The organism is Verrucosispora sp. SN26_14.1, from assembly GCF_004307965.1.
Taxonomy (GTDB): domain Bacteria; phylum Actinomycetota; class Actinomycetes; order Mycobacteriales; family Micromonosporaceae; genus Micromonospora.
In genome coordinates, this window is sequence record NZ_SISL01000294.1 from 1 (window position 1) to 7637 (window position 7637).

Consider the following 7637-nt stretch of genomic DNA (forward strand, 5'->3'; position numbering starts at 1 on the left):
CTCCCGAGCGGCTGCTCGCGGCGGCGGCGCAGGCGCGAGGTCGGCAGCGCGATCCGTGGCCGGAGCGGGACGTGGCGGTGTTGGCGCTGGCGTTGTGTGCCGGGCTGCGGTTGTCGGAGCTGCTGGCGTTGCGGGTCGGTTCGCTGGCGGGTCGGCCGGGTGAGCGCCGGCTGGAGGTGGCCGGTAAGGGTGGGCGGCCTCGGGTGTTGCCGGTGGAGCCGGATCTGGACGCGCTGCTGGCGGACTATCTGGACAGTCGGGTGCGGCGGTTCGGTGCGCGGTCGGTGCGGCCGGGGTCGCCGCTGCTGGTGGATCGGGAGGGTGAGGCGTTGCGGCGGGGTGGTCTGCAGTATCTGGTGGAGTCCTGTTACCGGCGTGCGGGGATCGGTGACCGGGTGCCGCGTGGGGCGCGGTTGCACGCGTTGCGGCACACGTTCGCGACGCGGTTGGCCGAGGACGGGGCGGGTGCGGCGGAGATCATGCGGTTGTTGGGGCATGCGTCGTTGGCGTCGTCGCAGACGTACATCGAGGTGACGTCGGGGCAGCAGCGGGAGGCGGCGCGGGTGAATCGCACGTACCGGGCGTTGGTGGGGTTGGTGCGGTCTCAGGCGGGGTGAGCGTCGAGGACTGCCGGGAGGACGGCGGCGATGGCGGCGGTGGGGTCGAAGTCGGGGTCGGGGTTGGCGAGTTGGTTGTTGAGGAGGCCGTCGAGGAGGGCGAGCAGGAGCCGTAGGGCGGTGGTGGGGTGGCGGGCGCCGAGTGCGGCGAGCAGGGGTGTGGCCCAGGCGGCGAGGTCGTGTTGGCGTTGGGCGATCTGGTGTTGCAGGGCGGGGTGGTGGGCGGCTTCGGCGAAGATCGCGAGGCGGGCGAGGGTGAGGGCGCGGTGGGTGGTGGTGAGGTCGTGGGCGAGGGCGCCGAGGGCGGTGGTGAAGGTGTCGGGGTCGATGTGGTCGAGGGTGCCGGCGAGGTGGTTCCAACCGGTGGTTTCGAGGTCGAGGATGCGGGTGAGGACGCCGGCGATGAGGGCTTCGCGGGTGCGGTAGCGGTTGGAGGTGGAGCCGGTGGGGAGTTCGGCCTGGTCGTCGACGGCGCGGTGGGTGAGATGGCGGGGGCCGCGGGTGCCGAGGACGGCGATGGCGGCGTCGAGGAGGCGTTGTTGGCGGGCGTCCACGGAGGTGAGACTACAGCAGTAGTGGCTGCGACTACATCTGTAGTACGGTCGGTTGATGCGAGGATCAGCGGCTGTCATCGGAGGCGGCGTGGGTGGGCTGGCGGTGGCGGTGGGACTGCTGCGCGCCGGGTGGACGGTGACGGTGTTCGAGCGGGCGGCGGGGCTGCCCGGGACGGGTACCGGGTTGGGGATCTGGCCGTCGGCGTTGCGGGCGTTGGATCGGCTCGGTGTGGGTGCGCTCGCGCGGGAACGGGGTCGGGAGCAGCCGGACGGGGCGATGCGTCGCCCGGACGGGACGGTGATCGCCCGGTTGGACGTGGGGCGGATCCGTCGGCGGCACGGTGAGGGGGTGCTGCTGCTGTCCCGGCCGGCGTTGCTGGGTCTGTTGGCGGAGGCGTTGCCGGCGGGCACGGTGCGTTTCGGCGTGCCGGTGGCGGGTCCGGCGGAGCTGGGTGACGGGTACGACGTGGTGGTGGGCGCGGACGGGATCCGCAGCGCGACCCGGGTGGCGATGTTCGGTGATCGGTTCCCGCTGCGGTACTCGGGGGTGACGGCGTGGCGTGGCACGGTGCCGTTGGAGGTGGCCTCCGGTGGGGAGACGTGGGGTCCGGGGCGCAAGTTCGGGGTGACGCCGCAGGGTCCCGGGGTGGCGAACTGGTACGCGGCGGTGGCGGCGCCGGAGGGTTTCCGGCCGCCGGAGGGTGATCTGGCGGCGTTGCGGGGGTGGTTCGGTGACTGGCACGACCCGGTGCCGGCGGTGCTGGATCGCGTCGACGTGGCCGGGATGTTGCATCACGACGTGCACTATCTGTCGCCGGTGCCGACGTACGTGCGGGGGCGGTGGGTGTTGCTGGGCGACGCGGCGCACGCGATGACGCCGGATCTGGGGCAGGGTGCCTGTCAGGCGTTGATCGACGCGGTGGCGTTGTCGGAGGCGTTGGAGGTGGAGTCGGACGTGTCGGCGGCGTTGGCCCGCTACGACGGGGTGCGGCGGGTGCCGACGCAGCGGATGGCGGCGATGGCGGTGCGGGCGGGACGGTTGGCGCAGGTGCGGCGGTTCACCGGGGTGCGGGACGTGGCGTTGCGGTGGGCGTTGGCGTTCGGTCCCCCGGGCTGACGGTGGTGGTCGCGGCGTCGGGTGTGGAAGGCTGCGGGTGACGCGACTGGCGGCACCGGGGATGGATCGGACCATCGGGGAGCTCGTCGTGGGGGTCGTCCGCCTGGGCCTCCACGATCGAGGTGAGCCATGTCCACGACGTCGACGACGGCCCGGTTGTTGCCTGGTGGGCCGGTGGCGGAGCAGGTTCTGGTCGAGGTGGCCGAGGGTGTGGCGGCGTTGCGGGCGGCCGGGGTGACTCCGGCGTTGGCGACGGTGCTGGTGGGTGACGACGAGGCGAGCGCCGGCTACATCCGGATCAAGCAGCGGCAGGCGGCGGAGTTGGGCTTCGCGTCGCCGCACGTGCGGTTGCCGGGGTCGGCGTCGCAGGCGGATCTGCATGCGGTGGTGGCGGATCTGAACGCGGACCGGGGTGTGCACGGGGTGGTGGTGCAGCATCCGGTGCCGGGTGGGTTGGACTACGACCGGGCGTTGCAGATGCTGGACCCGGAGAAGGACGTGGACGGGATGCATCCGGTGAACGTGGGGCGGTTGGCGCTCGGGCTGCCGGGGCCGGTGCCGTGTACGCCGGCGGGTGTGGAGGCGTTGTTGGCGTTCCACGGGGTGCCGGTGGCGGGTCGGGAGGTGGTGGTGTTGGGGCGCGGGGCGACGTTGGGGCGTCCGTTGGCGCTGTTGTTGGCGCAGAAGCGGCCGACGGCGAACGCGGCGGTGACGGTGGTGCACACGGGGGTGCCGGACTGGCCTCGGTATACGCGGCGGGCGGAGATCCTGGTGGCGGCGGCGGGGGTGCCGGGGATCGTGCGGCCGGATCATGTGCGGCCGGGTGCGGTGGTGGTGGGTGGTGGTGGGTGGTGGGGTGCGGTATGCGGGGCGCCGGTTGTTGCCGGATGTGGATCCGTCGTGTGGGCGGGTGGCGGGGGCGATCACGCCGCGGGTCGGTGGGGTGGGTCCGGTGACGGTGGCGATGCTGTTCCGTAACGCGGTGCGGGCGGCGGCGAGGTCAGCCGAGGTCGACCAGGAGGGGTCGGTGGTCGGAGATGGTGGCCAGCGGGGTCCGCACGGCGGTGACCGGTGGTAGGCGGTGCAGGTCCTGTCGGTCGGCGAGGATGTGGTCGAGTTGGACGCGGGGTTGCCCGGCGGGGTAGGTGGGGCGGCGGCCCAGGGGGTGCCAGCGGGACACCAGGCGGGTGGCCCAGGTGGGCAGGTTGAGGTCGCCGAGCAGGATGCGGGGTGCGGGCAGGGCGCGTAGGACGCGGACGGCCTGGCGGAGTTGGCGGATGTTCCAGCCGGGCACGAAGGACAGGTGGGTGGCGGCGACGGTGAGGGGCCCGTGCGGGGTGTCCAGGACGGCGGCGAGGACGACGCGGGGTTCGTCGTGCAGCAGGATGAGGCCGCCGCGGGGGCCGGGTGCGTAGACCGGGGACCGTACGGGTGCCGGGCGTAGGCGGGTGACGTGCCAGCTGCTGACGGGGTGGCGGGAGATCAGGCCGACGCCGTAGCAGGGTTCGCCGTGGCCGTCGTCGTCGTGGGTGAGGGGGCGGAACGCTTCGCCGGGGGTGCCGACGACGGCGGCGGCGAAGCGGTGTTCGGTGGCGCCGAGGGCCTGGGCGGCGATGGCGGTGAGGTCGTGGTTGCCGCTGCGGGACTGGTCGCGGTCGACTTCCTGGAGGGCGAGGACGTCGGCGTCGAGGGCGGTGACGGCGGCGGCGAGGCGGGCGGGGTCGACGAGGCCGTCGGTCAGGGACCGGCCGTGCAGCAGGTTGAACGTGGCCAGGCGCACCGTGTCACCTTATCGACGCCGTGGCACAGTTGCCCGATGCTGCGGGTGTTGTTCTGTTCGGTGCTGGTGTTCGTGGCGGTGGGTGCGGTCGGGGTGTGGTTGCGGCGGCGTCGGGGCCGGTGAGGCTGGCCACAGGTGGCGGCGTCGGTCGTCTCGGGGTGGGAAGAATGCCGCCGTGGATCTGGATCCGTCGACTGTCGCGCTGCTGCTGACCGCTGCCGTGTTGGCCGGTTGGGTGGACGCGGTGGTGGGTGGCGGCGGGTTGTTGTTGTTGCCGGCGTTGTTGGTGGCGGCGCCGGGGATGCCGCCGGCGACGGCGTTGGGCACGAACAAGTTGGCGGCGATCGCGGGGACGTCGGCGGCGGCGGTGACGTATGCGCGGCGTACTCGTGTCGACTGGGCGGTGGTGGGGCCGGCGGCGGGTCTGGCGGTGTTGTGCGCGGGGGTGGGTGCGGCGTTGGCGGGGGCGGTGCCGCCGTCGGCGTACCGGCCGGTGGTGTTGGTGGTGTTGGTGGCGGTGGCGGTGTTCGTGGTGGCGCGGCCGAGGTTGGGGGTGTCGGCGTCGCCGGGTCGGCGTACCCGGGTGCGGGTCGTGGTGGCGGTGCTGGTGGCGGGGGTGGGTATCGCATTGTACGACGGGTTGATCGGGCCGGGTACGGGCACGTTCCTGGTGGTGGCGTTCACGGCCCTGGTGGGGGCGGATTTTCTGCACGGGTCGGCGATGGCGAAGGTGGTGAACGCGGGGACGAACGCGGGGGCGTTGGCGGTGTTCGCGGTGACGGGGCATGTGTGGTGGCTGTTGGGTGCGGCGATGGCGGTGTGCAACGTCGTGGGCGCGATGGTGGGTGCGCGGATGGCGTTGCGGCGGGGTGCGGGGTTCGTGCGGGGGGTGTTGTTGCTGGTGGTGGTGGCGTTGGTGGCGAAGTTGGGCTACGACCAGTGGCGGGCGGGGTGAGCGGCGCGACGCGGCGCGTGTGATCATCGGCGGGTGTCGGTGCGCGCGGAACACGACCGTGCCGTCCTGGCGGGTCTGTTGGGGCGGGATCCTCGGCTGCACGCGTACGAGTTGGGTGATCTGGACGATTTCTTCTGGCCGTACACGTCGTGGTTTCGGCGTGGGGACGCGGTGGTGTTGCTGTATCACGGTGCGGTGTCGCCGACGTTGGTGGCGTTGACGCGGCCGGGCGGGGTGGCGGCGGTGTCGGCGTTGCTGGGTGAGGTGGTGCCGGTGTTGCCGGCCCGGTTGGAGGCGCACCTGTCCCCCGGTGTGGAGGTGGCGTTGGCGGGGGCGTTCGAGGTGACGTCGTCGGGGACGCATCTGAAGATGGCGTGGACGGATCCTTCACGCGCGGTGGGGGTGTCGCCGGCGGGGGTGGTGTTGGGGCGGGCGGATCTGCCTCGGCTGCGGGAGTTGTACGCGGTCGCGTATCCGGGGAACTGGTTCGACGCGCGGATGGTGGACACCGGCCGGTACGTGGGGGTCAGTGACGGTGAGCTGTTGGTGGCGGTGGCGGGGGTGCATGTCTTCTCCCCCACGTATCGGGTCGCGGCGATCGGGAACGTGACGACGCGGCCGGGGTGGCGGGGTCGGGGGTTGGCGGCGGCGGTGGTGACGCGGCTGTGCGAGGTGTTGCGGGCCGACGTGGACCATGTGACGTTGAACGTGAAGGCCGACAACGGGGCGGCGGTGCGGTTGTACGGGCGGTTGGGGTTCACCCGGGTGGCCGAGTACGGCGAGTTCCGGCTGCGCGCCGGTGGCCGCTGATTGTCGGTGGCGGTGGTGCCCGGTGGCCGGGATGATGACGCGCGTGTCTCAGGTGATTCTGCGTTCCGCGCGGTTGGTGTTGGCGCCGTTGGCGGATGTGCATCTGCCTGATGAGGTGGCGTTGGACGCCGACGCGGAGGTGATGCGGTTCCTGGGGCCGGTGCGGTCGGCGGCGGAGGTGGCGCGGTGGCACCGGGAGCGGTTGGCGGTGGCGCGGCGGTCGCCGGGGTTGGGGTTCTGGGCGGGGTCGGTGGACGGTGAGTTCGTCGGGTGGTGGCTGTTGGAGCCGCCGTCGCGGGCCGATCAGGGGCCGGTGGTGGGTCAGGCCGAGTTGGGGTATCGGTTGGCGCGGCGGTTCTGGCGTCGGGGTCTGGCGTCGGAGGGGGCCCGGGAGTTGATTCGGTACGGTTTCGCCGACCTGGGGTTGTCGCGGATCTTCGCCGAGACGATGGCGGTCAACGTGGGGTCGCGGGCGACGATGGCGGCGGTGGGGATGCGTCACGTGCGGACGTTGCACCTGCCGTGGCCGGATCCGTTGCCGGGTGCGCAGGCCGGTGAGGTGGAGTATGCGATCACCCGGGACGAGTGGGTGGCGGGTGGGTCAGGCGCGGCGGGGTGAGTCGAAGCGGCCGGCGCGGATCTCCCGGAGGGCGCGGCGGCGGACGTCGCCGCGCAGGGTGTCGACGTAGAGGCGGCCGGCGAGGTGGTCGGTCTCGTGTTGCAGGGCGCGGGCGAGGAATCCGCTGCCGGCGATGGTGAGGGGTTCGCCGTGCTGGTCGTAGCCGTGTGCGGTGGCGTGCAGGGCGCGGGGGGTCGGGAAGTACAGGCCGGGGATGGACAGGCAGCCCTCGTCGTCGTCCTGTAGGTCGTCGGAGAGTTCGAGGGTGGGGTTGATCATGTGGCCGCGGTGGCCGTCGGCGTCGTAGACGAACACCTGGGCGTTGACGCCGATCTGGGGTGCGGCGACGCCGGCGCGGCCGGGTGCGCCGAGCAGGGTGTCCATCAGGTCGGTGACCAGGGCGCGTAGGTCGGCGTCGAAGCTGGTGACGGGTTCGCTGGGGGTGCGTAGCACCGGGTCGCCGATGATTCGGATGTCCCGCATGGTCATGTCGGCAAGGTTATCGGTCGGTGGTGCCGGTGGTGGGGCGGCCGGGGCGGTCGGGTCGGGGCGGGTCGAGGGTGGCGCGGACCGGGGCGGTCTTGGCGGCGGCTTCGGCGACTTCGGCGTGCGGGTCGCTGTCCCAGGTGATGCCGCCGCCGGCCCATACGTGCAGGGCGTGGCGGTCGGTGGCGGCGGTGCGGATGGTCAGGCCGAGGTCGAGGTGGTCGGGGCCGATCCAGCCGAGGGCGCCCATGCCGGCGCCGCGGCCGACGGGTTCGAGGGCGGCGATGTGGTGCAGGGCGGCGAGTTTGGGGGCGCCGGTGACGGAGCCGCCGGGGCAGACGGCGCGGAGCAGGTCGGCCAGGCCGAGTCCGTCGGCGACGTCGGCGCGGACGGTGGATTCGGCCTGCCACAGGTCGCACCAGCGGCGTACGGCGAACAGGTCGTCGACGCGGACGGTGCCGGTGCGGGCGACGCGGGCCAGGTCGTTGCGTTCCAGGTCGACGATCATGATGTGTTCGGCGCGTTCCTTGGCGGAGGTGAGCAGGTCGGCGCGGCCGGCGGCGGTGGCGGGGCGGGTGCCTTTGATGGGGCGGGTGGTCAGGGTGCCGGCGCGGACCTCGACGAGGGTTTCGGGGCTGGCGCAGCCGATGGCCCAGCCGTCGCCGGTGAGGACGCCGCCGTAGCGGGCGCCGGGGAGGC

The 7637-nt window shown here is 73.0% G+C and carries 9 protein-coding genes, 1 pseudogene and 1 riboswitch; of the genes and pseudogenes, 6 read left to right on the plus strand and 4 right to left on the minus strand.

What is annotated here, in order from left to right:
* A partial coding sequence (locus EYA84_RS22080; protein WP_131054955.1) for a site-specific integrase occupies positions 1-617 on the plus strand: 617 nt, incomplete at its 5' end.
* On the opposite strand, the gene EYA84_RS22085 is transcribed toward EYA84_RS22080, so the two are convergent.
* Complete coding sequence (locus EYA84_RS22085) at positions 605-1171, minus strand: TetR/AcrR family transcriptional regulator (protein WP_131054956.1); 567 nt, start codon at positions 1169-1171, stop codon at positions 605-607. The two genes, EYA84_RS22080 and EYA84_RS22085, sit on opposite strands and share 13 nt — an antisense overlap.
* 55 nt (positions 1172-1226) lie before the next feature.
* Here EYA84_RS22085 and EYA84_RS22090 point away from each other — a divergent pair, with 55 nt between their 5' ends.
* Together EYA84_RS22090 and EYA84_RS22095 are read left to right on the plus strand one after the other, a co-directional pair.
* Positions 1227-2288, plus strand: a complete 1062-nt coding sequence (locus EYA84_RS22090) for an FAD-dependent monooxygenase (RefSeq protein ID WP_131054957.1) — start codon at positions 1227-1229, stop codon at positions 2286-2288.
* Positions 2289-2320: 32 nt separating this feature from the next.
* Positions 2321-2404: riboswitch (ZMP/ZTP riboswitch) on the plus strand.
* A 13-nt stretch (positions 2405-2417) separates the two neighbouring features.
* A pseudogene (locus EYA84_RS22095) lies at positions 2418-3366 on the plus strand (bifunctional 5,10-methylenetetrahydrofolate dehydrogenase/5,10-methenyltetrahydrofolate cyclohydrolase).
* On the opposite strand, the gene EYA84_RS22100 reads toward EYA84_RS22095, so the two are convergent.
* On the minus strand, positions 3289-4068 hold the full coding sequence (locus tag EYA84_RS22100; protein ID WP_131054958.1) for an endonuclease/exonuclease/phosphatase family protein: 780 nt from the start codon (positions 4066-4068) through the stop codon (positions 3289-3291). The pseudogene EYA84_RS22095 and the gene EYA84_RS22100 sit on opposite strands and share 78 nt — an antisense overlap.
* A 175-nt stretch (positions 4069-4243) precedes the next feature.
* Here EYA84_RS22100 and EYA84_RS22105 point away from each other — a divergent pair, with 175 nt between their 5' ends.
* Genes EYA84_RS22105 through EYA84_RS22115 form a run of 3 tightly spaced genes read left to right on the plus strand, consistent with a single transcriptional unit; the run spans position 4244 to position 6452 of the window.
* Positions 4244-5023 (plus strand): TSUP family transporter, encoded by a 780-nt coding sequence (locus tag EYA84_RS22105; RefSeq protein ID WP_275540808.1) that lies wholly within the window; start codon positions 4244-4246, stop codon positions 5021-5023.
* 33 nt (positions 5024-5056) lie between these two features.
* The gene (locus EYA84_RS22110) at positions 5057-5833 is read left to right on the plus strand and encodes a GNAT family N-acetyltransferase (protein WP_131054959.1); all 777 of its coding nucleotides are present in this window, start codon (positions 5057-5059) and stop codon (positions 5831-5833) included.
* Positions 5834-5867: 34 nt separating this feature from the next.
* Positions 5868-6452 carry a GNAT family N-acetyltransferase gene (locus EYA84_RS22115; protein ID WP_201272451.1) on the plus strand — a complete coding sequence of 195 codons (585 nt, stop codon included), beginning with the start codon at positions 5868-5870 and terminating at the stop codon, positions 6450-6452.
* Here EYA84_RS22115 and def read toward each other — a convergent pair.
* Positions 6435-6941 carry a peptide deformylase gene (gene def / locus EYA84_RS22120; protein ID WP_131054961.1) on the minus strand — a complete coding sequence of 169 codons (507 nt, stop codon included), beginning with the start codon at positions 6939-6941 and terminating at the stop codon, positions 6435-6437. The genes EYA84_RS22115 and def overlap by 18 nt on opposite strands.
* Before the next feature lie 10 nt (positions 6942-6951).
* Positions 6952-7637 (minus strand): chorismate-binding protein (locus EYA84_RS22125; protein ID WP_201272450.1); only part of this gene is annotated, 686 nt, incomplete at its 5' end.

Bases quoted from the DNA above. Each gene is read 5' to 3' on its own strand.
- EYA84_RS22090 (WP_131054957.1), top strand. From the start codon at position 1,227: ATGCGAGGATCAGCGGCTGTCATCGGAGGCGGCGTGGGTGGGCTGGCG.
- EYA84_RS22115 (WP_201272451.1), top strand. From the start codon at position 5,868: ATGACGCGCGTGTCTCAGGTGATTCTGCGTTCCGCGCGGTTGGTGTTG.
- def (WP_131054961.1), bottom strand. From the start codon at position 6,941: ATGACCATGCGGGACATCCGAATCATCGGCGACCCGGTGCTACGCACC.